The organism is Actinoplanes sp. 13 (assembly GCF_056134165.1).
In genome coordinates this window covers 155,602-178,599 of record NZ_JBVYOQ010000018.1, presented here as the reverse complement: position 1 = coordinate 178,599, position 22,998 = coordinate 155,602, and the positions used below count along the sequence as shown (strand labels likewise).

Here is a 22,998-nt window from a genome sequence, read left to right as displayed (position 1 = left end):
CAACGGCCAGGGCTGGCGCGACGCCCCCGCCAACGGCCAGGGCTGGCGCGACGCCCCCGCCAACGGCCAGGGCTGGCGCGACGCCCCCGCCAACGGCCAGGGCTGGCAGCGCGAGCTTCCCGCCGGTCCCACCCAGCGACCCGAGACCGGCTGGCCTGACCCGCTGAGCCAGCCGCGCCGCCCGAGCGCGCCCGCCTACGGCGCCGAGCCGCCGCTCGGTGACCAGCAGAGCGGCAACTGGAGCGACCCGCCGACCGGTCAGGGCCCTCCGTCCGGGGATTGGCTCGCCTCCGAGCGTGCGACCCGACGGGGTGGCGCGCAGTACCGCGAGACCGCCGGGCAGGCAGGTGAGACCGATTGGCGCCAGGAGCTTTCCCGGGACAGCGCTCTGACTGAGGGCGAGTCCCGCCGTTACGACACCTCGGACTTTCCTCCCTTTCGGCCAAGCGGCTCAGCCGCAGTGGCAGGAACGTCGAACCTGGCCCTGAGCTCGACATCGGTGATCACCCGGCCGCCCGCCGAGGTCGTCACCGCTCCGGCCGCGGCACCGGAGGTCGAGGAGGACACCAGCTGGCCGCCGCGCCGTTCCACCGGCGCGTTCCAGGGCACCGGCTCCTACGAGCGGCGCCCGGTCAGTGGCGGCCTGGTCGCGGGACGGGGCAACGACCTCCTCGACCCCGATGACGACGAGGAGGACGAGCAGACCACCGGCGGGCCACTCGCCGCGGTCGGCTACACCGTCGTCTGGTACGGCGTACCCGTCGTCCTCTTCGTAGCCGGCATGTTCCTGCTGAACAGCGGTCAGCGCAGTCACGCGCTGGACACGCTCGCCGACGCCGCACCGGAGTTCGGCATCTCGCTCGCGCTGAGCATGCTGGTCGCGCTCGGCCTCCGGTTCGCCACCACCGCGTGGAAGTCCGCCAGTGTCGGCCTCGCTGCCGCCGTGGTGGGCGGCGGTCTGGCCACCGTCCTCAGCTCCGCCATCACCGGCAACAGCCTCAGCTGACCCTGCCATCCGTCAGCAACAGGCGGCGGTCTGGCCACCGTCCTCAGCTCCGCCATCACCGGCAACAGCCTCAGCTGACCCTGCCGCCCGTCAGCAACAGGCGCCGGTTTCGTGCGAGTTCCGCGCCGAGCAAACCCCGGGTCAACGATGGGGGGACGAAGCGACCGCCCCGGGATCGGCCCACGGAAACCCGGCCGGTGCCGGGGCAGCGAGTGCGGAACGGCGCGTCAGCCGGAGCCGAGCCCGAGAAGCGGACCCGAAGCAGGAACGCGAAACGGCGCGCCTGGCCAGGGCCGGGCGCGCCGTTCGGTGGTGCTGAGATTACTTGGCCGCGACGACGTTCACCGGGAAGGTGGCGGTCACCTCGGGGTGGAGCTTGACCTGCACGTTGTAAGCGCCCGTGGTCTTGATGTGACCGGGGAGCTCGAGACGACGCCGGTCCAGGGCGGGACCGCCGGCGGCCTTGACCGCGTCGACGATCTCGGCCGGGGTGATCGAGCCGAACAGGCGGCCGCCGTTGCCGGAGCGCGCCGACAGCGTGACCTTGAGGCCGGCCAGCTGGCCCTTGACCTCGTTGGCCTGGCCCAGGTCCCGGATCTCGCGGGCATCGCGGGCCCGCTTGATGACCGCGACCTGCTTCTCGGCACCCTTGGTCCACTGGATCGCGAAGCCCTGGGGGAGCAGGTAGTTGCGGCCGTAACCGTTCTTCACCTCGACGATGTCGCCGGGGGTGCCGAGGCCGGACACTTCCTGAGTAAGGATGATCTTCATCTCGGTGCCCCCTCTCAGCGCGCCGTGGCCGTGTACGGCAGGAGCGCCATCTCGCGGGCGTTCTTGACCGCGCGGGCGATCTGCCGCTGCTGCTGGGAGGTCACACCGGTGACGCGGCGGGCACGAATCTTGCCGCGGTCGGAGATGAACTTCCGCAGGAGCGCGGTGTCCTTGTAGTCGATGTAGGTGATCCCGTCCTTGTCGAGCGGGTTCACCTTCTTCTTCGGCTTGCGAAGCGCCGCAGCCTTAGCCATTGCTCTTACTCCTGAACTCGGTAAAGCCCGTGGGGCTTAGAAGGGAGGCTCGTCGTCGAACGAGGAGTTGCCGCCGCCACCGCCGGAGCGGTTGCCGGAGGCCGGGGCAGCCGTCGCCCAGGGGTCGTCGAAGTCGTTGCCGCCGCCGCTGTTGGCGCCGCCGCCACCGCCTCGATTGCCGCCGCTGAACTGCCGGTTGCCACCACCGGAGGCGCCGAAGCCACCCCCGCCGCCGCCGCCGCCACCGGACCGGCTCATCTTCTGCACCTTCGCCGTGGCGTAGCGCAGGGACGGGCCGATCTCGTCGACCTCGAGCTCGTAGACGGTGCGCTTCTCTCCCTCTTTGGTCTCGTAAGACCGCTGGCGCAACCGGCCCTGCACGATCACCCGAGCGCCGCGCTGCAGCGACTCGGCGACGTGCTCGGCGGCGTCACGCCAGATGTTGCACGCGAGGAAGAGTGGCTCGCCGTCTTTCCATTCACCCGATTGCCGGTCCAAGGTCCGCGGCGTCGAGGCGATGCGGAACTTGGCGACCGCCGCACCCGACGGGGTGAAGCGCAGCTCAGGGTCGTCGGTCAGATTGCCGACGACCGTGATGGTGGTTTCTCCTGCCATGAACTTCTCCTCGCCGCTTCAAACGTTGACGCCAAGGGTCTCAGGACCCTCTGACAAAAACGTCTCAGCGGGTCTCGGGACGGATGACCTTGGTACGCAGGATGTTCTCGTTGAGCCGAAGCTGACGGTCCAGCTCAGCGACGGCCTCGGGGGTCGCCTGAAGGTCGACGACGGCGTAGATGCCCTCGGCCTTCTTGTTGATCTCGAACGAGAGCCGGCGACGGCCCCAGACGTCGAGCTTCTCCACCGAGCCACCCGCGGTCCTGATCACGTTCAGGTACTGATCGAGCGACGGTGCGACGGTGCGCTCCTCGAGCGAAGGGTCGAGGATCACCATGAGTTCGTAATGACGCAAGACTTTCTCACCTCCTGTGGGCTTAGCGGCCACGGTCTCTCCGTGGCAGGAGGTCTTGTGTCGCACGCAGAAGAAAGCCGTGGGAATGAAGCGCCCACGGCAGACACACTGCGAACCGAGCCAGCATACCCACGCCGGGCGTCAGGCCCAAAAGCGGCGGCCCCGTCCGTGGACGGGGCCGCCTGTGAAGAGCCGCGGGGCGTCCGGCCCGATTCGTTGGGTGGGACCTGGGGAGGAACGACCACACCGATGAGGTGGGCGCGTCCGCCCCGCGGAGCTTTCACGGATCAGCTTAAGCCATATTAGTCCGAGATGCACGTTGCGACACGATTGCCCGAATCGCGGCGATTGAGACGCCGAGGACACAGACCAGCGCGGTGAGCCCGAGCAACCCGATCGGCCGGCCCTCGCGGATCGGCCCGACCGCGGCCACCGGCTCGGCGATGGTTCCGCCGATAGCCTGCGGTGACTCCTGACCCGGATCCGCCGCCGGCACGCCCTCGGCGGTCGCCGACGAATCAGAAACAGGAGCTGCGGCAGCGGCGTCGACAGCGGGAGCGGTGGGCTCTGCCGGGGCAGCCGCGAGAGAGGTACCGGCCGTGGCGGGCAGGATCGTCTTGCGGTCGCCCATCGGCATACCGGCGAAGGCGGGCACCCCGACCGCACCCGTACCCCGCACGGTCTTGACCTTGGGCCGGGAGATCGCGCCGCGCTGCGGCACCGCCTGCGTCCCGGTGGTCGCGTTCCGCACCGTGGCGGCCGGCCTGGACGACTCCGACGACTTCCGGGCGCCCGACCGTGACGACTGGGAGGTGGCCCCGGCCGGCCGCGACGCCGAGTCCGGCAGTGCGGAACCGGCCCGGGACCCGGCCGGCGAGCCCGGGCCGGACGGCTTCGCCATCATGGTCGAGGCGCTGCCCCCGGTGGGGGCGGGCATCGGGCCGGGCGACGTGGCCGCGTTCGACGGCTCGGCGGTGACCAGCATCGGCACCACCTCGTCGCCGACCGAGCACTCCGGGCTCAGCAGCACGGCCGTGGTGCCGCGGCGGAACAGCAGCTCGGCCGAGCCGTTCTCGGGCACGACGCCCTTCGGCGAGCCACCGAGTCGCAGCTGTGCGTCGTGACCGGTCCGGTTCACCACCCGGACGATCGTCTCGGCCGGTACGGTCATCGACTCCACACTCGGGCGGGACTCACAGTCGATCCCGAGCACGTCGCCGCCGAAGGTCACCTGACGGTCCGCCGGGTCCATCTGCTCGGCGCTCGCCGTCCCGTTGGTGAGCAGCGGGGCGCCGAAGATCAACCCGCTCAGCACCAGAGCCGCCATCCGATATCGGAACTGCCGCGACATGCACCATCCCCTAGTCAGCAGCCGGTCCGCGCCGGCGTCAGTCAAGCGTGATCAATGAGCTAACGAAGGGTGATGCGGCACGGTGACGCCGGGGGAAAGCGTCGTACCGGCGTCGTAGGCTCGTCCCATGCGCATCGGAGCCCATGTCGACCCCGCAGATCCGCTGGCCGAGGCCGCCGCTCGCGGCGCGGACGCGGTGCAGTTCTTCCTCACCGACCCACAGGGATACAAAACGCCCAAACCGCGCGACGACGCGGACCGGCTGCGTTCCTCCGAGGTGGACATCTACATCCACGCGCCCTACATCGTGAACGTCGCGTCGCCGAACAACCGGATCCGGATCCCCAGCCGCAAGCTGCTCATGGCGCACGCCCAGGCCGCGGCCGAGCTCGGCGCAAAGGGCCTGATCGTGCACGGCGGCCACGTCGGCGCCGGCGCGGATCTGGCCGCCGGCTTCGCGAACTGGCGGAAGGCCTTCGAGTATGCGGAGAAGGACGGCGGCCTGCCGCTGCCCGTTCTGATCGAGAACACCGCCGGTGGTGACAACGCGTGCGCCCGGCGCTTCGACGACCTGGCCCGGCTCTGGGACGAGGTCGGGCAGTTCGGGGCCGGGTTCTGCCTGGACACCTGCCACGCGTTCGCCGGCGGCGAGGACCTGGTCGGGATCGTCGACCGGGTGAAGTCCATCACCGGGCGCATCGACCTGATCCACGCCAACGATTCGAAGGGCGGCTTCGACTCCGGCCAGGACCGGCACGACAACCTGGGTAATGGAAAGATCGACCCGGAACTGGTGGTGGCGGCGATCCGGGCCGCCGGAGCCCCGGCCGTTGTGGAGACGCCCGGAGGCGCCGATGGGCAGACCGCGGACATCGCCCTGCTGCGCGAGCGGGCGGGTAACTAGGCCAACCGGCACGGGAGGGTCATGACCGAGCAGCCGAAACCGATCTCGCCCGGACCCGCGTCGGCGGCCGGGCCGAGCGGTGTGGGCTCTCCCGCTCCGGGGACCGCGGTGACCGAACGGGACCGGGCGGCAAGGATCGCCGCCGCGGCCGAGGAAGCGAAAGTCGCCGGGACAGCGAAACCGCGGCGCAGATTCGGCCTGTTCGGCGCCCGGAGGCAAGCGGCGGTCCCTCCCGCGGACAACGGCCCGGACAAACTCGGCCCGGACAAGCCCGAGTCAGACAAGCTCGGCCCGAACAAGCCCGAGCCAGGCAAGCCCGAGCCAGACAAGCCGGAATCAGGCAAGCCCGAGCCAGACAAGCCGGAGACTCCACAGCGGATCGTTCCCCGGCAGAAGCGGCGTGAGCTGCCGAACACCCGGCCGGCCGACGCCCCACCGGACCCGTGGTCGGTCTTCGTCGCCCTCCCCGAGCAACCGCCCAGCCGGATGCGACGGGCCTCCCGCGCCGTCCGCCGGGCGCTCGTCCACGAGTACGCGCTGGTGATCTACGCCGGGCTGGTGCTCGCCGTGCTGATGACGTGGCCGGCCATGCGCTATCCGCTGCACACCCTGCCCCAGGACCTCGGCGACCCGGCCCGCCAGGCGTGGCAGGTCTCCTGGGCCGGGCACATCCTCACCGGCGACCCGATCCGGCTCTGGCACTCGAACGCCTACTACCCTCAGGCGCTCAGCTTCGGCTTCGGTGACAGCCTGCTCGGCTACGCGCCGTTCGGCATGATCGGCAGCGGCCCGGTCGCTGCGGTGCTGCGCTACAACCTGCTCTTCGTCCTCGCGCACGCGCTGCTGGCGATCGGCGCCTACGCGCTGCTGCGCCAGCTCGGCGCCCGTCCGATCGGGGCGTCGGTGGCCGCCGTCGCCTTCGCCTACGCGCCGTGGCGGCTCGCGCAGGAGGGGCATCTCGACGTCATCTCCGCGGGTGCCATCCCGCTCGCCCTCGCGATGCTGGCCCGCGGCCACGGTTACACCCTGAGATACGGCTTCCGCCCCGCCCGCCGGCACGCCGGCTGGGCCGCCGCCGGCTGGGCCGCGGCCATCTGGCAGGTCTCGCTCGGTTTCTCCCTCGGACTGCCCTTCGCGTACGTGCTGGGCGTGATCCTGATCGTGCTGCTGACCGCCTCGGTGGTGCATGGCGTCCGGCACGACGGCCGGCTCGCCGTGCTCCAGTTCCTCCGGGGCAAACACGACTCGCTGCTCGGCTGGCGTCTCGTGGCCACCGACGTCCTGGGCGCCCTGATCTTCGCCGGGGTCGGCCTGATGATCGCCGTGCCGTACCTCCTGGTGAAGGACACCGGCGCACGCCTCGAGGAGATCCGGTTCTTCTCACCGCCGCTGCGCAGCCTGCTGATCGGGCCGGCCGAGTCACGGATCTGGGGCGCCGCGCACGCCGTGCCCCGGTCCTCGCTGGGCTGGCCCGCGGAGATGTCCCTGCTGCCCGGCTTCGTGCTGTACGCGCTGGCGCTGACCGGCCTGCTCTTCTCGATCTGGCGGCTCCGGCACCGGATCTTCCTGCTGGTGGCCCTCGTCGGCACAGTGATCCTGACCCTGGGGACAACCTTCTTCGGCGGCCGCTGGACCTATCTGCCGCTGTTCGGGCACTACCCGGCCTCGTTCGACCTGCGAATCCCCGGCCGCCTGATGCTCTGGGTGACGCTCCTGCTGGCCGTCCTGGCGGCCGGCGCGGTCGACGACTTCGTCCGCCGTGCCGAGCACCTGGCCGCCCAGCGCATGCCTCCGTGGCCCGGACCGTGGATGCGGACGGCGATGCTGACGCCGCTGGTCCTGGTCGCGCTCGAGGGCTGGAACGCCACCGCCCACCCGACCGTCCCGGCACAGCCGGCCGCCATGCGGACGGTGGACGCCGGTCCGATGCTCGTGCTGCCGACCGGGGAGCTCTTCGATCAGACGGTGCAGCTCTGGTCGACCTCCAAATTCCAGTCGATGGCGAACGGCGGTGGCACCTTCGCCGGCGCCCGGCAGAACGAGATGCGCACCCGGGTCGCCTCGTTCCCCGACGCCCCCAGCATCGAATACCTGCGCTCCATCGGCGTCAGCACGGTCCTGCTGCTCCGCAACGGCGTGGCGAACACGTCGTGGCAGCGGTCCGGCGACATCCCGGTGGACGCGTTCGGCATCACCCGCGAGGACCTGCCGGACGCGGTGGTGTTCCGGCTCAACCAGCGGACCCGGCCCCAGGGGCCGGGCGGCACGCAACAGCCGGCACCCGGCACGACCCAGTTCCCCGCGCCGGGCACGACCCAACTGCCGGGTGGCACGAGTCAGCTGCCCGGAGGAACGAACCAGCTGCCGGGCCTGCCCACCCCTGGAGGCGTCATCCCGGCACTGCCCGGCACCACCACGACACCGCCTGCGCCCGGGACGACCACGCCGCCCGCGGCACCGGGAATCGTCCAGGGCCAGCTCTGAGCACCGGTGGTGCTGCCAACCGACGGCCACGGCCCGCCAACGGCTCAGAGGTAAGGCCGGCGGTCAAGCTTTGACGGCCGGCTCGGGTTGCACGGCAGCGTCGAAGGACGAGGACTCCGGCGGAGCCGGCGCCTCCAGCGACGGACCGAGCCCGAACCTCCTCCGGAGCCCGCTGATCCACCGGACCTCCGGCCCGTCGAGCGGGCCAGCATCCGGGTCCACCCCGTCGTAGGACAGCCGGACGTCGTCCAGCTCGGGCCGCCAGATCTCGCGCACCACCAGCGCGCAGAGCAGCGCCACAGTCACCCACCGGGCGACCGACGCCAGCACGAACGTCCCTTCCGGAATCACCGACTTCCCGCCGGCGCCGATCAGCTCGGCGTAGAACGCCGCGAGGTAGCCGACCTCGGCGACCGTCCACGCGATGATCGCTCCCCACTTCGGCCGGGCCAGCACGATCAGCGGCACCAGCCAGAGCACGTACTGCTGGGACCAGACCTTGCTGGTGAGCAGGAATGCGGCCACCACCAGGAACGCCAGCTGCGACAGGCGCGGGCGGCGCGGCGCGAGCAGGCCGAGGGCCAGGACGGCCAGGCAGCAGAGCCCGAACAAGGCGTACGACAGGTAGTTGAGGGTGGGGATGTTGTTGCTCAGCCACTGGAACGGACCCTGGTCGCCGGCGGTGCCGGTGTTCCACTTCCCGTCGAGGTAGCGGCCGATGTACCAGAAGGTGCCCCAGTCGATCGGCCGCTCCGAGTTGAGCCGGAAGAATCGCAGCCAGCTCTCGTGGTGCCAGTAGTAGACCGGGAAGTTGGCCACTGCCCAGGTCACCCCGGTGGCGATGAAGGCGCTGACGAACGGCCGGATCCGCCCGGTGCGCAGGGCCAGGATCAGGATCGGCCCGAGGATGAACAGCGGCCACAGTTTGGCCGCGGCGCCCAGGCCGAAGAAGATGCCGGCCCAGACCGGCTTGTGCCGCACCCAGAGGTAGAGGCCGATCGCGGCCAGCCCGATGGCCAGGAAGTCCCAGTTGATCGTGGCGCTGACCAGGATGATCGGGGAGAGCGCGAAGATCGCCGCGTCCCAGGGGCGGCGCCGTCGCAGGGCCAGGAGCACCGCGGCGGTCGCGACCGCGAAGAGGCAGAGCACCAGGGCGTTGATGTTGTAGAACCAGCTGCCCTGGTTGATGTCCGGGTTGCTCTCCCCGTACGCGTGCACCGGCAGGCCGAGGACGCCCATGAAGTAGCCGGTGACCACCGGGTACTCCACGGGGTGGTCCACGTACGGCACCTTGCCCTCGTTGAGTCCCTCGGCGTAGTAGAGGGCCAGCACGTCGGTGTAGCAATACCGCGTGTATTGCACGTTCTTCTGCCAGTTGCCGTCCATGCAGGGCGATTTCTGCACCCAGGAGAGCGCGAGCACCAGGCACGTCAGGAACAGCACGATCCGCGGCGCCGTCCAGAAGCGGCCGGGGCGGGAGTCCGGCGGGACCGCGTGCGAGCCGAGCGGCCCGCCGATCAACTGGGACAGTCCCCGAACGAAACCGTCCGAGGTCGCCGGGGAGACGTCGGGGCGGTCACTGGACGGTTGCGCGCTCATGTCTTGGCATCATGCCGCATCCGGCACGTGCGGAGGTGCCGGGCCGCGCTGCCGCTGAAGATCTTCACTGGACGGACGCGGCGGGCGGGCCGGAAAGAGCGGCGCCCACCTCGTTCACACGAGGTGGGCGCCGGCAGCGACGGGCACGGACGTCAGTCGCCGTCGTCCTCTTCGTTGTTGCCTCCGGTGTTACCCGGCCCGGGGTTGTTGCCCGGTCCGGGGTTGTTGCCCGGTCCGGGGTTGTTGCCCGGCCCGGGGTTGTTGCCGCCGCCGTTCGGGTCGCCGCCGCCGTTGTTCAGGCACAGCTGGGGCAGCTGCTGGCAGACCACGTTCAGGTTGGGGTCCGGTTCCGGCTCGACCGGCTTGGTGCCGTTGCCCAGCGCCGCCGGGTCGCCGCCCTTGATCCGCTCCGGGAACTTCTCCTCTTCCCAGTCGAGCTCGGCGGTCACCGTGTTGATGAATTCCTTCCAGATGTCGGCCGGCGTGCCGGAGCCGAACATCTTCTTGCCGCTGCGCTCCTCGAGCTGAACCTTGTTCTTGGCGCCGCCGACCCAGACGGTCGCGGCGAGCTGCGGGATGCCACCGACGTACCAGGTGTCACCGTTGCCCTTGCCGAACTCCCAGGTTCCACTCTTGGAGACCGCGTCCCGGCCGTTGCGCAGGGTGTTGCCCTGGTCGCCGGGGATCTTGCCCATGACGCCGAGCAGGTCGGTCATCTCGGCGGCCGGGAACACCCGCTTGCCCTCGGTCTTGGCGCTCTTCCAGGCGACGTACCTGCCGGTGGCCGGGTCGAGCCGCTTCACGGTCTTGATGAAGTGGGCCTCCTGCCGCACACCGCCGTTGACGATGGTGGCGACGCCGGCCGCGTGTTCCAGCGGGATGACCCGGAACTGGCCGAACGCGACCTCGTTGGAGAAGTTCTTCTTCCACGCCGACTCGTTCGTCTTGGTGAAGTCGATCATCTTGCCGGACGGGGCCTGCTTCGAGCCGTTGGTCCACATGTGCTCGACGCCGGCCGCCTTGGCCGCGGCGATGACCTTCTCGTGCCCGATCGAGTCGGCGATCCAGTAGAACGGGAAGTTGTACGACTTGATCGTCGCCCGCTCCAGGTCACAGTGCGTGATCTTACCGCCACAGACGGAGGATTCCTCGGCGCCGGCGTTGCTGATCTTGTTACGGCCCTCGGGCTTGATCGTGCCGTCCCAGATCGAGTCGAAGGAGAGCTTCTCCTGCAGACCGGCGGCCAACGTGTAGATCTTGAAGGTCGAGCCCGGCGACTGGCCGCCCCACTCCACGATGCCGCTGCCGTCACCGGCCATGTAGCCGCCGTAGTCGGTGCCGTTGGGGTTGTCACCGCCGTAGTACCCGAGCACCTCACCGGTCTTCGGGTCGATGCCGATCACCGCGGCCTGGTAACTGCTCGGCCGGCCCTTCATCGGCGACGTCTCGCTCTTGCGCGAGCCGGCCGCCACGGCGGCCTTCTGCACCTTCAGATTGATCGTGGTGGTGATCTGCAGACCACCCTTGCGCTTGTCGTCCTCGGAGATTCCCATCTCCTTGAGCTCGGCGTCCACGTGCCGCATGATCATCGCGTCCGCGGTGCCTTCGACACACCTCTTACACGTGGTCCCGTTCTTCTTGACGACTGGGTACTTCCTGGCCGCGTACTCCTCCGGGGAGATCCAGTTCATCTCCCGCATGTTGGCGAGGGTGTACTCCCAGCGCTCCTTGGCCTCCACCGGGTTGTTGGCCGGGTCGTAGCCCTTGTGCGTGTTCGTCGCGTACGGCTGCTTGATGATCGATGCGATCACCGCGGCCTCGTAAGCGTTGATCTCGTTCTTGGCGCCCTTGACGGCCGACTTGCCGAAGTAGCCCTGGGCCGCCGCCTCGACGCCGTACCTGCCCCGACCGAGGTCGATGTAGTTCAGGTACATGCCCATGATCTCGTCTTTGTCGTACTTCGACTCGAGCTTGCGGGCGATCACGGCCTCACGCAGCTTCCGGCTGTAGCTGATCTCCTTGAGATCGGCGACGTGCCGGGCGTACTGCTGGGTGATGGTGGACGCGCCCTGCTTGTCGCCGCCGGTGAAGTTGTTCCACGCGGCGCGGGCGATGCCCTTCATGTCGATGCCGTTGTGCTTGTAGAAGTTCTTGTCCTCGGCAGCGGCGACGGCGCGCTGCATGGTGACGCTCATGTTCTGGTACGGGACGTTGATCCGCGGCTCGCCCTCGCGCGCCAGCACGTTCTTGCCCGAGGAGTCGAGGATCACGTTCATCTGCGCTTCCGCGTCGGGCGTGGGGAGGTCCACCTCGTCGAAGAAGTAGGTGCCACCGACGATGCCGACACCGAGCATGATCACCAGCACGGCGGCCGCAGCGGTGAGGATGTTGGCGCGACGGTACTTCTTGTCCGTCTTGCTCCGGCCCTTGCCGCCGCCGAGCCCGCCACCCGGTCCACCGGGGCCGCCGGGTCCTCCCGGACCACCGGGGCCTCCCGGACCACCGGGCGGCGCGGGGCGCACCGCCGCGCGAGCCACCGGGGCGCGCCCGGGCACCGCGGCGCCCACCGAGGCCGAGGCCCTGGCCGGGCCCACGGAGGCACGTCCGGGTGTCGCGGCACCGACGGCCGCCGACCCCACGGATGCCCGGCCGGCTGAAGGGCCGCCCACCGACGCACGCCCCGGCGAGCCCGGCACCGAGGCCGCGCCGGAGGGACGCCGATAAGCGTCCGGGGCCGGCCGGCCCTGAGGCTCGTCGTCTGGCGTGGAAGCAGCGGACGGCCCGGGCACTCTGACCCGGGCTCGTGCTGACTGCGAATCGCCGTACGCGTTCATCTCTTCACACCTACCGGTCGCGGGGGCGCTGCTGGACGGCCCGGAGGGACCGTCCCGACGGGGCGCCACGAGCGGGCGTTGTCGGCTGCGTTGCCCGCAGCCGCATTACAAAATGTCCCAGATGACCGATTTGGGCCTCCACGGCCCCCGTCGGTCGTAATCGTGTACACGTTAGCGAGATCGAACAGGTTCATCGCCGGCCCTCCCCGTGCTGTGATCGCAACCCCGCGACGACCTCGTCGGGGGCCAGGCCGTCACGACCGAGCACGTACCGCTCGATCAAGTGGTTCCACGAGCAGGAGCGGCAGACCTCGACGACGAAGACCTGGAACTCACGGAGCGTCATCGCGAGAACCGGCAACTCCGCCAGTTTCCGCGCCTGGCCGGCGGACTGCTTGAGCTCTTCGCCATAGACGTAATGCACCAGTGTCAGATTGTCGCGACGACAGATCGGGCACCGCTCGTCGGTCGGCTCGCCATGGTACGTCGCGGCGTTTCTCAAGTACGGAGACGCGTCGCAGACATCGAGCGTGCCGATCCGGCCGTTTCGCACGTCACGCAGGACGGACCGCCTCTGTAGCGAGTAGTCGACCACCTGCCGCTGCGTGCGCATGGCGAGAAGAGTACGCGGTCGCCGCGAGCGGGGCGACCGCCATCACGCAGCGTGGCGAAGCGACTCCGGAAGATGCCTGCGGGAGGTCGGAGTTGCGCGTTCCTGACACCCGATCTACGGTGACGATGTATCGAGTCGATACATCGGGGCAGAGATGAGGGAGGGCCGATGTTGGAGTTGGCGATCCTCGGTCTCCTGCAGGAAGCCCCGATGCACGGTTACGAGCTGCGCAAGGAGCTCGCCACCAAGCTCGGCACGCTGCGGGCCGCGATCAGTTACGGCACGCTTTACCCCACGTTGAAGCGGCTGAAGCTCGCCGGATGGATCAGCGAGGCAGAGACCAGCAGCGACATCATTCCCCCGATGACCAGCAAACGGGGCCGGGTTGTCTACAAGATCACGGCCGAGGGCAAGGAGCGGTTCGCCGAACTCCTCACCCAGACCGGCCCGGAGACCTACGACGACGCCGGCTTCGGGGTGCACTTCACCTTCTTCTCCCGCACCGATCAGGCCACCCGCCTCCGGATCCTGGAGGGCCGCCGGCGGCGGATCGAGGAGCGCCGCGAGGGGCTCCGCGAGATCCTCGCCCGGACCGCGGACCGCCTGGACGCGTACACACTCGAGCTCCAGCGCCACGGGCTGGACGCGTGTGAACGCGAGGTCCGCTGGCTCGAGGAACTGATCACCAACGAGCGGTCCGGCCGTACCCCGGCCGTCCGCAACCGCGCCGCCGGAACACCGGCCGCGGAGATCGCACCACCCCCGGAAACACCGCGTCCGCACCAGGACCGGCCGTGATGAACAACAAGGAGGCAAACGCGATGGGCTCCGTCCGCGTCGCCATCGTCGGTGTGGGTAACTGCGCCTCGTCCCTCGTGCAGGGCGTGGAGTACTACAAGAACGCCGACCCCAACGACCGCGTCCCGGGTCTCATGCACGTGACCTTCGGCGACTACCACGTGTCCGACGTGAAGTTCGTCGCGGCGTTCGATGTGGACGCCAAGAAGGTCGGCATGGACCTGAGCGAAGCGATCGTCGCCAGCGAGAACAACACCATCAAGCTGACCGACGTGCCGCCGAGCGGTGTGACGGTCCAGCGTGGACCGACCTTCGACGGTCTCGGTACCTACTACCGCGAGATCATCGAGGAGTCCTCCGCCGAGGCGGTCGACGTCGTGCAGGCGCTGCGCGACGCCGAGGTCGACGTGGTCGTGTCGTACCTCCCGGTGGGTTCCGAGGAGGCCGACAAGTTCTACGCGCAGGCCGCGATCGACGCCGGCTGCGCGTTCGTGAACGCCCTGCCGGTCTTCATCGCCTCGGACCCGGTCTGGGCGCAGAAGTTCACCGACGCCGGCCTGCCGATCGTCGGTGACGACATCAAGAGCCAGGTCGGCGCGACGATCGTGCACCGCGCCCTGGCAAAGCTGTTCGAGGACCGCGGTGTCGAGCTGCTCCGCACGTACCAGCTCAACTTCGGCGGCAACATGGACTTCATGAACATGTTGGAGCGCAACCGCCTGGTCTCCAAGAAGATCTCGAAGACCCAGTCGGTGACCTCCCAGATCCCGCACGAGATGGTCAAGAGCGACGTGCACATCGGCCCGTCGGACCACGTGCCGTGGCTGGACGACCGCAAGTGGGCGTACATCCGCCTGGAGGGCCGGTCCTTCGGTGACACCCCGCTGACCGCCGAGCTCAAGCTCGAGGTGTGGGACTCCCCGAACTCGGCCGGTGTGATCATCGACGCACTGCGCGCTGCGAAGATCGCCAAGGACCGTGGCGTCGGCGGCCCGATCCTGTCGGCCTCGTCGTACTTCATGAAGTCCCCGCCGGTGCAGTACAGCGACCACGACGCCCACCAGGCCGTCGAGGCGTTCATCCGCGGCGACGTCGAGCGCTGACCATCGCCGACTGACTGCGAAAGGCCGGCCCGCGAATTGGGCCGGCCTTTTTCATAATCAACACCGGTTCCGGGTACGCCCGAAGCACTCCCCGTCAACCCCAGGCCCGGGTCAACGCGACCCGTGCCTCCAGCTCCAGCAGCCGGCGTTTGCGATCGAGGCCGCCGCCGAAGCCGACCATCTTCCCGCCGGCGCCGACCACCCGGTGGCACGGCACGATCACCGGGATCGGGTTGCGATTGCAGGCCGTGCCCACCGCCCGCGCCGCTCCGGGATCACCGAGCGCCGTGGCGATCGCCCCGTAGGTGACCATCTCGCCGTACGGAATGGCGGCGATCCGCTCCCACACCGCCCGCTCGAACCCGGACCCGCCCCGCAGCTCGAACGGCACCGTGAAGTCGGTGATCTCGCCGGCGAAGTAGGCGCGCAACTGCTCTGCCGCGCCGTGCTCGGCGGACGGCCCCGGCTCCACCCCGAACCGCACGCCCACCACGACGTCGCCCTCGACGGCGACTCCCAGCGGACCGATCGGTGACTCCACGACGAACACCCCTCGATTCTGCACCCGGGCTCCGACAGAAATCGCATGCAAGGTTTCCGGCCGCTGCTGCGTCTGACTCCCCGGAGGTGACCGGTGAAGGAGTCGCTCGAGGCGGAGTTCACCGCTTTCGTCGCGGAGCGGGGGCAGTCGCTGCTCCGGATCGCGCACGCCCTGACCGGGGACCGGGGCGCCGCCGAGGATCTGGTGCAGGGCGCGCTGGCGAAGGCGTACGCCCGGTGGCCCCGGATCCACGGCGACGCCGAGGCCTACGTCCGGAAGATCATCTACAACGACCGGGCGTCGAGCTGGCGCCGGCCGGGACGCCACCGCGAGGTGTTCGTCGCCGAGCCGCCCGACCGGCCGTACGGTGACCGCCCCGACCACGATGTCACCGACCGGCTGGCGGTCCGCGAGGCGCTGCTGTCGCTGCCCGCCCGGCAGCGCGCCGTGCTGGTGCTGCGCTATCTCGAGGACCGCACCGTGGAGGAGACCGCCGAGGTGCTGGGCTGCCGTCCGGGCACCGTGGCCAGCCAGGCGTCGCGGGCCCTGGCCAAGCTTCGCGACCTGGTCGGCGGGGCGGACGAATGGACGCGCTCGACGGGAGGCATGCGATGAGTCATCTCGAGGATTCCGTGCGCGCCGCCGTCGAGGAGCTGGCGGCCACCGCCCCGCAGCTGCCGGACCTGGCGGGTGTCGCGCGCACCCGGGGACGGCGGATCCGGCGACGCCGGCGCGCGGTGGTGGGTCTCGTCGCCGCCGCACTGCTCGGGACCGTCGTCACGCCGTACGCCCTCCTGGAAGAACGCAAGGGTGCGCCGCGCCCGGTGCCGGTCGCACCCACACCGTCCGCGTCGCTCTCGCCGGAGCCGAGCCCGACCGGCAAGGTTCCCTATGTCTCGGCCGCCGGAAAGAACTGGTGGACGGCGCCGGTGGTCCTGCCCGGTGGTCTCGCCGTCACGGGGCTGTCCCGCCGGCAGAGCACCGATGCGAACGGCAACGATCGCCCGGCTGCGGAGACCCCGCAGGAGGGCAACGTGGTCCTGGACCGGTCGGCCGGCGCCTACCGGGTCCTGCCGAGTGGATACCAGGCCCTCAAGGCCGCGCCGGCCGGCAGATATGCCGTGGTGGAGAGCGAAACCGAGGCCCGGATCGGCATCGCCGACGCCACCACCGGCCGGATCCGCATGCTGGACCACGGCTCCGGCAGCGGGGTGGAGTGGTCGCCGGACGGTAAGAAGGTGCTGCTCACCCTGCTCGACGGCGGCTTCCGGGTGATCGACGCGGCGACCGGCGCCGCCGTTGACCGGAGGTTGCCGGAAAGCCGGCTCCTTTGCCCTGACTTCTGCTTCTTCACCTGGCTGCCGGGTGGCCGCGAGGTGGCGCTGGCGCAGCGCGATCCCGGTGTGGAGGAGTCCGAGGCCCGGCCGGACACCATCGAGTCCGTCAAGGTCTACTCGGTGGCGACCGGGAAGCTGCTGCGTGAGCTGCCGTTGCCGGGTGTGCCGGGGAGCTCGGCGGCCTGGTCACCGGACGGTCGCTACGTGCTGCTCGACGCCGACGCCTCGGCGGAGGGCACCCGGATCGTGGAGGTGGCGTCCGGCCGGACGGTGGCGACCATCGATGCGGACAGCACCGTGCCGGTCCGTTTCGTCGGATCGGACACCGTGCTGGGCGTGGCCGGGCGGGACGCCTACTTCTTCGACCTCAAGGGTGTGCTGAAGCTGAGGATGGCGCTCCCGGCCGAGTTCACCGGCCGGGACATCAGCTTCGGACAGCCCTAGCTAGGCGATGTGGCCCTGCTCGCGGGCCCACTTGAAGAGCTCGGCCTCGGCCTCGTCGCGGTCCAGCGGCCCCCGGTCGAGGCGGAGCTCCTTCAGGAAGCGCCACGCCTGCCCGACGATCGGGCCCGGCGGCACCCCGAGCAGCTCCATGATCGCGTTGCCGTCCAGGTCGGGGCGGACCTTGGCCAGGTCCTCCTCGGCCGCGATCCGGGCGATCCGCTCCTCCAGCGCGTCGTAGTCGGCGGCCAGCTGGGCGGCCTTGCGACGGTTGCGGGTGGTCACGTCGGAACGGGTCAGCTTGTGCAGCCGGGAGAGCAGCGGCCCGGCGTCGGTGACGTACCGGCGCACCGCCGAATCGGTCCACTCGCCCCGCCCGTACCCGTAGAACCTCAGGTGCAGGGCGACCAGCCCGACCACCTCGGAGGTCACGTCCTTGGGATATTTCAGGGCCTTCATCCGCTGCTTGGTGAGCCGCGCGCCGACCACCTCGTGGTGGTGGAAACTGACCCGGCCGTCCCGGCCGACCGCCTTGGTCGCCGGCTTGCCGACGTCGTGCATGAGCGAGGCCATCCGCAGCACGAAATCGGGTCCCTCGTCGCCCTCCAGGCGCATCGCGTTCTGCACCACGATCAGCGTGTGCTCGTAGACGTCCTTGTGCTGCGCGTGCTCGTCGATCTCCAGCTTGAGCCCGGAGATCTCGGGCAGGAAACGGTCGGCGAGCCCGGTGTCGACCAGCAGCCGCAGACCGGCGATCGGGTCGGTGCCGCACATCAGCTTGGTGAACTCGTCCCGGATCCGCTCCGCGGTGATCCGGTCCAGGTCGGCCGCCATGTCCTGCATCGCCGCGATGACCGGCGGATCCACTGTGAACTGCAGCTTCGCGGCGAACCGGGCGGCACGCAGCATCCGAAGTGGATCATCACCGAAGGACTGCTCGGGCGCCGCCGGCGTCCGGATCAGCCGGTTCGCCAGGTCCCGCAGACCACCGAACGGGTCGGTGAACTCGTGGCCGGGAACCGACACCGCCATCGCGTTGATCGTGAAGTCCCGCCGGGACAGGTCGTCCAGCAGCGACGTCCCGTAGGACACGGTCGGGTTGCGGGTCACCCCGTCGTAGGCCTCGGCCCGGAACGTGGTGATCTCGATCCGCAGTCCGTTCTTCTGGATGCCGATCGTGCCGAACTCGCGGCCGGTCTCCCAGATCGCGTCCGCCCAGCCGTGCACGACGGCGAGCGTCTGTTCGGGCCGGGCGTCGGTGCAGAAGTCGAGGTCGTCGCCGAGGCTGCCGAGCAGCGCGTCGCGCACCGAGCCGCCGACCAGGTGCAGTTCGTGACCTGCGGCGGCGAACCGGCCCCCGAGCTCGTCGGCGACGGGGGACACGCGGAGCAACTCGGCTACCGCTTTCTGCTGGGCGGTGTTCAGAACAGACATGGGATGACCAGGGTATCGGGGACCGGGTCGGTGGCCGGGGCAAGGGTGGGCCAGCCGTGCGGCGCAGGCGGCCGGCGGGCAGGATGGCGGGATGCCCGTTTCCGAGGTGCTGCGCCGCCTCTCCCTGGATCCCCGGTTCTGGACGGGCGAGCCGCTCGAGGATGCCGACCTCCCGGCCCAGCTGCGCGTGTCGCTTCCGGTGGTGGACGGGTACGCGCTGGTCCTCGACATCGACCTGCCTTCCGGCGAGCGGGCGCTCGGCCTGCGCCGGCCGTCCTCCAGCGAGCCGGTGCAGCTCGGCTGGGCACCGGCGGCCGGGCCGTACCCCGCCTCGCTGCGCTGGTGGGAGCTGGAGTCCTTCGCGCGGGTGATCGCCCTGGACGACCCCCTGCTGCCGCACCCCGGTCTGGTGGTCGCGCTCCTGTCCCCGTTCGCCCCGGCCACGCCGGACGACGACCTGGCCGCGATCGCCGCGGTGCGCGAGGTCGCGTACCGCTCACTGCGCCGGGAGGTGCCGGACGCCGAGCCGTCCGGGCCGGAGCAGGCGCCGCTCCCGCTCTTCGCCGACGAGCGCTGGTGGCCCGCCGCGCCGGCGGAGTCCCCGGAGGTGCTGGACGAGGCCGCGGTCGCGGCCCTGAGCGCCCCGGCCCGGGCGGGACTCCAGGTCCGGGCGGGCGAGCGCTTTCCGCACGAGGACCTCGATGATCTGGTACGCCGGGCGAGCGCCCTCCTCAGCCGGCTGCCCGAACAGCCGGGGTACGCACAGACCCGCCCGCTGGCCCGCCGGATCGCCGACTCCGGTGATCTGGCGCCGGTGCCCGATCTGCTCGGCGCGCTGACCGAGGCGGGCTGCGACCACCCGACCGTCCTGGACGCGCTCAGTGAGCCCCTGGTTCCGCTGGAGGCGTGCTGGATGGTGGAGACGCTGGCCGGTGCCCAGCCGGGCACCCTCCTGCGTCACCACGTGTGACCGCTCCGCTTATGGTGGCTCCAACATCGGGACAGCTCGGGAGGCATGGTTGAACGGCGGTCTGTACCGCAGCAGCCACGCGGCGCCGGACGGGCGGCCGCCGGCTGAGGACGGCGTCACCGTGGTGTCGGTGGACACCGAGGTGACCGGTGGCGACCAGGCGTTACCCGCGGAGCAGGTGCCGGCCGGCGAGAGCCGCGGCACCGGCGGGCAGAGCCTGATCATGGCGGCCGGCAGCATGGTGAGCCGGGTGATCGGCTTCGTCCGCAACGCGCTGATCGGCATGACGCTCGGCGCGGGCGTCGGCGACGCCTACACCACCGCTCAGTTCCTTCCCGGCCAGATCTACGAGCTGTTGCTCGGCGGCATCCTCTCCAGCGTCCTCATCCCGCTGCTGGTCCGCCGGCGCAAGGAGGACCCGGACGGCGGCCAGGAGTTCACCCAGAAGCTGATGACCTTCGCGGCCGCTTCGCTGGGCGTCGCGACGCTGCTGGTAGTGGCCGCCGCGCCGGTGATCACGGCGATCCAGGCGAACGAGAAGAACAGCGATGCCTACAGGGAACTCGTCACCCGCTTCGCCTACCTGATCCTGCCGATCATCTTCTTCACCGGGCTCTCCGCGATGTTCGGCGCGGTGCTCAACGTGCGCGGGCATTTCGCCGCGCCGATGTGGGCGCCGATCCTCAACAACCTCGTGATCATCGCGACCTGCGGCGTCTTCCTGCAGGTCTTCGGCACCGACGACAAGCTCAGCCCGGAGACCGTCACGCCCGCCCAGATCGCTCTGATCGGTGGCGGCACGCTGCTCGGCATCATCGTGCAGTCGATCGGGCTGCTGCCCGCCCTGCGCAAGGTGGGCTTCCGGTGGAGGTTCCGCTGGGACCCGCGCTCGCTCGGCCTGCGCGAGATCGGCGGCCTGGCCGGCTGGATGCTCCTCTACGTCGCGGCGAACCAGGTCGCCATCTTCGTGGTGGTGCGGATCCTCAACGAGGTGGCCGGCAAGGGCAGCGCCAGCGTGCTCGCCTTCAACAACGTCTTCCTGCTGACCATGATGGCGCACGGCATCATCGGCGTGTCGGTGATGACCGCGCTGCTGCCGAAGATGAGCGCCGCTGCGGCCGACGGCCGGTTCGCCGAAGTCAGCGCCGACCTGACCCGCGGCATCAAGCTGGTGTCCGCGGCGCTGGCGCCGATCATCGTGGGCTACGCCGTCCTCGGCACCCCGATCGCGGTGGTCCTGTTCCAGGGCGGCAACTACAGCCGGGACGCGGCGCTGGACACCGGCGCGGTGCTGACCGTGGCCGCGTTCGCGGTGCTGCCGCTGTCGATCAGCTACCTCTGCACCTATGCCTTCTATTCTCTGCAGGCGAACAAGACGGTCGCGCTGATCAACCTGCCCGTGGTGGTGGTCCGGATCGCGGCGTACTTTGCGCTCGCCGCGGTGCTCGACGCGGCGTGGCTGGCAGCCGGGATGACCGCCGCCAACGCCCTCTCCTACGTGGTCTCCGCGCTGATCTCCCTCGCCGTGCTGCGCCGCCGGATCGGCCGGCTGAACCTGGGCACGGTCGCCGTGTCGCTGATCAAGGTGATCGTGGCCGCCGGGATCGCGGCCGGGCTCGGGCTGCTGGCGGTCCACCTGCTGCCCGGCACCGGTGTGCCGGACGGGAAGATCGAGGCGCTGGTCCAGGTGATGGTCGGCGGCGCGGTGATCGTGGTCGCCTATCTGGGCGCCGCGCTCGTCCTGCGGGTCCAGGAGATCAGCCAGGTGGTCGGGATGGTGCGGCGCAAACTCGGGCGCTGATCTGTTGTGATCACGCCCTGATCGGGCCTCGCACGCCCACCTCAGGGTGATTGACCCGATTCGTCCGGGTCCACGCCGATGCCGCGCCGGGGGGACGACCTGCCGGAGGATGGCCCCGGGCGGGTATGGTCGGTGTCGGCATGTGCTCGGGAGCACCCCGACAGACAACCACCAGACATGCACCACCGAGGGAGGACTGGTGACCCAGGTCGGCGAAGGCCACGAGACCGCGGCCGACGAGGCCGGACCGGTCTTGACCTTCGGTGCCCCCACCGTCGGTGAGATCCTGGCCGAGCGTTACCAGCTGGAAGAGCACGTCAACAACGACAGTGCCGGCCGGCAGGTCTGGCGCGGCATCGACGTGGTGCTGCGCCGCCCCGTCGCCGTCGTGCTCCGTCACCCCGGCGGCGACTCGGCAACCGAGATGCTCCAGGCCGCGGTCGCCGCGAGCCGGGTCATCCACCCCAACCTCGTCGGCGTCTACGACGCGATCGACGAGCAGGAGCGGGCCTATGTGGTCCGCGAGTGGGTCGACGGCGAGTCGCTGCGTGACCTGGTCGGCGCCGAGGGCCCGCTGGACCCGTCCCGGGCGATCACCATCGCGCACGCCGTGGCTGACGCGCTGACCTCCGTGCACGCCACCGGGATGGTGCACGGCAACGTGCATCCGGGCAGTGTCCTGATCGCCGACGACGGCCGGGTCGTGCTGGCCGACGCGCGCGCCGACTCCGCGGACAGCGCCGAGCTGGACGTGCGTGCGGTCGGCGGCATCCTCTACTTCGCGCTCACCGGCCACTGGCCGCACACCGAGGTGGGCCGCTCGGCCCTGCCCGACGCGAACCGGGACAGCTCCGGCAACCCGGCCGCCCCGCGGCAGATCCGGGCCGGTGTCCCCGCCTATCTCGACGATCTGACCATGGACCTGCTGGACCGGCGGGTGGTCGCCCCGGCGGCCGACGCGCTCACCGCCGAGTTGGGCCGGCTGGACGCCGCGTCCGAGGACGAGGAGTTCGAGGACGTCGGCCCGCTGCGGTTCGTGCAGGGTGGCGGCTCCTCCGGCGCCGACACCATCCGCAGCGCGCCCAAGATCCTGATCGGGGTCGGCGCGCTCGTGGTCATCGCGATCATCGGCCTGGTCTTCGGCATCCGCGCGATCAGCAACTCCACCCAGCCCGGCACCCAGGCCACTGCCCCGGTCGACGCCGGCGTCGGACAGGGCGGTCCCGGCGACAACGCGCAGACCCCGGCGCCCACACCCGACAAAATCGCGCTGACCAGCGACATGGTCCGCATGGTCGACCCGCCGCGCGGTGAGCGCAAGGACAGCGAGCAGGCGAAACTCACTGTCGACGGCGACCCGGAGACGGTCTGGGAGACCTCGCGTTACGAGAGGCGGCCGGACTTCGGCGGCCTCAAGGACGGCATGGGCGTGCTGATCAATCTCGGCGAGGCCCGCTCCCTGTCGGAGGTCCGCGTTTCGGCCTCGACGCCCGGCGCGACGTTTGACGTCCGCTACGGCGCCAACGACCCCGGCGACAGTTCGTCCGGGGACGAGAAGATCATGAAGGACTACAAGCGCCTCAAGGACGAGGCGCCGGAGCCGAGCACCGGCACCAACTGGACCTTCTCCGGCTTCGACCCGGACCAGAAATACCAGTACGTGCTGGTCTTCCTCACCGCCCTCCCCGAGGCCGAGGACGGCAACGGCGGCTACAAGATCAGCGTCAGCGAGATCGAGCTGTACGGCTACTGATCGGGTGCACGTCCTGATGGCCACCGTGGTTTAG

Annotated in this window: 19 protein-coding genes and 1 pseudogene; 10 read left to right on the top strand and 10 right to left on the bottom strand. The window is 70.2% G+C overall.

Going from position 1 to position 22,998, the window contains the following annotated elements:
- A pseudogene (locus tag AC0NH5_RS29385) lies at positions 1–1,006 on the top strand (hypothetical protein); the annotation flags it as partial.
- Between the two features lie 321 nt (positions 1,007–1,327).
- Here AC0NH5_RS29385 and rplI read toward each other — a convergent pair.
- The 5 genes from rplI to AC0NH5_RS29360 all read right to left on the bottom strand — a co-directional run bounded on the left by rplI (position 1,328) and on the right by AC0NH5_RS29360 (position 4,352).
- Positions 1,328–1,777, bottom strand: coding sequence for a 50S ribosomal protein L9 (rplI, locus tag AC0NH5_RS29380; RefSeq protein ID WP_474409909.1), 450 nt, complete (start codon positions 1,775–1,777; stop codon positions 1,328–1,330).
- Positions 1,778–1,791: 14 nt separating this feature from the next.
- Positions 1,792–2,031 (bottom strand): 30S ribosomal protein S18, encoded by a 240-nt coding sequence (rpsR, locus tag AC0NH5_RS29375; protein ID WP_007073789.1) that lies wholly within the window; start codon positions 2,029–2,031, stop codon positions 1,792–1,794.
- A 36-nt stretch (positions 2,032–2,067) separates the two neighbouring features.
- A complete protein-coding gene (locus AC0NH5_RS29370; protein ID WP_474409905.1) occupies positions 2,068–2,646 on the bottom strand; it encodes a single-stranded DNA-binding protein in 579 nt (192 codons plus the stop codon).
- A gap of 64 nt (positions 2,647–2,710) precedes the next feature.
- Complete coding sequence (gene rpsF / locus AC0NH5_RS29365) at positions 2,711–3,001, bottom strand: 30S ribosomal protein S6 (protein ID WP_097325510.1); 291 nt, start codon at positions 2,999–3,001, stop codon at positions 2,711–2,713.
- A gap of 292 nt (positions 3,002–3,293) precedes the next feature.
- On the bottom strand, positions 3,294–4,352 hold the full coding sequence (locus tag AC0NH5_RS29360) for a hypothetical protein (protein ID WP_474409903.1): 1,059 nt from the start codon (positions 4,350–4,352) through the stop codon (positions 3,294–3,296).
- A 127-nt stretch (positions 4,353–4,479) separates the two neighbouring features.
- Between AC0NH5_RS29360 and AC0NH5_RS29355 the strand changes: the two genes are divergently transcribed.
- Together AC0NH5_RS29355 and AC0NH5_RS29350 are read left to right on the top strand one after the other, a co-directional pair.
- Complete coding sequence (locus AC0NH5_RS29355) at positions 4,480–5,256, top strand: deoxyribonuclease IV (RefSeq protein WP_474409902.1); 777 nt, start codon at positions 4,480–4,482, stop codon at positions 5,254–5,256.
- A 21-nt stretch (positions 5,257–5,277) separates the two neighbouring features.
- Positions 5,278–7,740, top strand: coding sequence for a hypothetical protein (locus tag AC0NH5_RS29350; protein WP_474409900.1), 2,463 nt, complete (start codon positions 5,278–5,280; stop codon positions 7,738–7,740).
- A gap of 63 nt (positions 7,741–7,803) precedes the next feature.
- Here AC0NH5_RS29350 and AC0NH5_RS29345 read toward each other — a convergent pair whose 3' ends face one another.
- The 3 genes from AC0NH5_RS29345 to AC0NH5_RS29335 form a co-directional block, all read right to left on the bottom strand.
- Positions 7,804–9,339, bottom strand: a complete 1,536-nt coding sequence (locus tag AC0NH5_RS29345; RefSeq protein ID WP_474409899.1) for a glycosyltransferase family 87 protein — start codon at positions 9,337–9,339, stop codon at positions 7,804–7,806.
- Positions 9,340–9,491: 152 nt separating this feature from the next.
- Complete coding sequence (locus AC0NH5_RS29340) at positions 9,492–11,933, bottom strand: transglycosylase domain-containing protein (RefSeq protein ID WP_474409897.1); 2,442 nt, start codon at positions 11,931–11,933, stop codon at positions 9,492–9,494.
- A 430-nt stretch (positions 11,934–12,363) separates the two neighbouring features.
- The gene (locus AC0NH5_RS29335) at positions 12,364–12,786 is read right to left on the bottom strand and encodes a DUF5318 domain-containing protein (protein ID WP_474409896.1); all 423 of its coding nucleotides are present in this window, start codon (positions 12,784–12,786) and stop codon (positions 12,364–12,366) included.
- A 168-nt stretch (positions 12,787–12,954) separates the two neighbouring features.
- On the opposite strand from AC0NH5_RS29335, the gene AC0NH5_RS29330 reads away from it, so the two are divergent.
- Complete coding sequence (locus AC0NH5_RS29330; protein ID WP_474409895.1) at positions 12,955–13,584, top strand: PadR family transcriptional regulator; 630 nt, start codon at positions 12,955–12,957, stop codon at positions 13,582–13,584.
- Between the two features lie 23 nt (positions 13,585–13,607).
- Positions 13,608–14,687, top strand: coding sequence for an inositol-3-phosphate synthase (locus AC0NH5_RS29325; protein WP_474409894.1), 1,080 nt, complete (start codon positions 13,608–13,610; stop codon positions 14,685–14,687).
- A gap of 94 nt (positions 14,688–14,781) precedes the next feature.
- On the opposite strand, the gene AC0NH5_RS29320 is transcribed toward AC0NH5_RS29325, so the two are convergent.
- On the bottom strand, positions 14,782–15,237 hold the full coding sequence (locus AC0NH5_RS29320) for a methylated-DNA--[protein]-cysteine S-methyltransferase (RefSeq protein WP_474409893.1): 456 nt from the start codon (positions 15,235–15,237) through the stop codon (positions 14,782–14,784).
- 84 nt (positions 15,238–15,321) lie between these two features.
- Between AC0NH5_RS29320 and AC0NH5_RS29315 the strand changes: the two genes are divergently transcribed.
- Together AC0NH5_RS29315 and AC0NH5_RS29310 are read left to right on the top strand one after the other, a co-directional pair.
- A complete protein-coding gene (locus AC0NH5_RS29315) occupies positions 15,322–15,843 on the top strand; it encodes a SigE family RNA polymerase sigma factor (protein WP_474409892.1) in 522 nt (173 codons plus the stop codon).
- A complete protein-coding gene (locus tag AC0NH5_RS29310; RefSeq protein WP_474409891.1) occupies positions 15,840–17,009 on the top strand; it encodes a WD40 repeat domain-containing protein in 1,170 nt (389 codons plus the stop codon). Before AC0NH5_RS29315 ends, AC0NH5_RS29310 begins: the two co-directional genes overlap by 4 nt.
- On the opposite strand, the gene AC0NH5_RS29305 is transcribed toward AC0NH5_RS29310, so the two are convergent.
- Entirely contained in the window at positions 17,010–18,440 is a 1,431-nt protein-coding gene (locus tag AC0NH5_RS29305) for a CCA tRNA nucleotidyltransferase (RefSeq protein WP_474409890.1), read from the bottom strand. It lies immediately after the preceding gene.
- A 91-nt stretch (positions 18,441–18,531) separates the two neighbouring features.
- On the opposite strand from AC0NH5_RS29305, the gene AC0NH5_RS29300 reads away from it, so the two are divergent.
- The 3 genes from AC0NH5_RS29300 (at position 18,532) to AC0NH5_RS29290 (ending at position 22,964) form a co-directional block, all read left to right on the top strand.
- Positions 18,532–19,410, top strand: a complete 879-nt coding sequence (locus AC0NH5_RS29300) for a hypothetical protein (protein ID WP_474409888.1) — start codon at positions 18,532–18,534, stop codon at positions 19,408–19,410.
- Between the two features lie 49 nt (positions 19,411–19,459).
- Positions 19,460–21,211, top strand: a complete 1,752-nt coding sequence (gene murJ, locus AC0NH5_RS29295; protein WP_474409886.1) for a murein biosynthesis integral membrane protein MurJ — start codon at positions 19,460–19,462, stop codon at positions 21,209–21,211.
- 199 nt (positions 21,212–21,410) lie between these two features.
- A complete protein-coding gene (locus AC0NH5_RS29290; protein ID WP_474409883.1) occupies positions 21,411–22,964 on the top strand; it encodes a protein kinase domain-containing protein in 1,554 nt (517 codons plus the stop codon).
- Positions 22,965–22,998 lie beyond the last annotated feature (34 nt).